The sequence below is a fragment of the Monashia sp. HAY1-2A genome, assembly GCF_056755315.1.
This window is the reverse complement of the sequence record NZ_JBNDHY010000325.1, coordinates 1-539: the sequence shown is the minus strand read 5'-3', so window position 1 is coordinate 539 and position 539 is coordinate 1. Positions and strand designations below refer to the sequence as shown.

Sequence of the window (539 nt, the reverse complement as noted above, 5' to 3'; positions counted from 1 at the left end):
GAAGCGGATCGTGGCACTGCGGCTGCGTAAGCGCGTGGGCCCGGTCCAGCTCGCCGCCCTGACCGGTGTCGCGCCCTCGACAGCGCACCGCGTGCTGCTGCGGTGCCGGCTCAACCGTCTGGCTCATGTTGACCGGGCCACCGGCGAACCGGTGCGCCGCTACGAGCACGAGCACCCGGGCGCGATGCTGCACGTGGACGTCAAGAAGCTGGGCAACATCCCCGACGGCGGCGGCTGGCGCTACGTCGGACGTGCCCAGGGCAAGCGCAACCGGGCCGCGACCCCGGGCAAGCCCAAGAACGTCCACGACAACCCGAACATGGGCCACGCCTTCGTCCACACCGTCATCGATGACCACTCCCGCGTGGCCTACGCCGAGGTCCACGACGATGAGACCGCCACGACCGCCGTCGCGGTCCTGCGCCGCGCGGTCACCTGGTTCGCCGACCGGGGCATCACGGCCCAACGAGTGCTGTCTGACAACGGCGCCGCGTACCGCTCCCACCTGTGGCGCGACACCTGCACCGAGCTGATACTCA

At 70.7% G+C, this 539-nt stretch carries 1 protein-coding gene; it reads left to right on the top strand.

Annotation, left to right across the window (positions count from 1 at the left end; all coding sequences use genetic code 11):
- Positions 1 to 539, top strand: a 539-nt coding sequence (locus ACPYOM_RS22130) for a DDE-type integrase/transposase/recombinase (RefSeq protein ID WP_481347610.1), incomplete at both ends; no start/stop codon positions are given.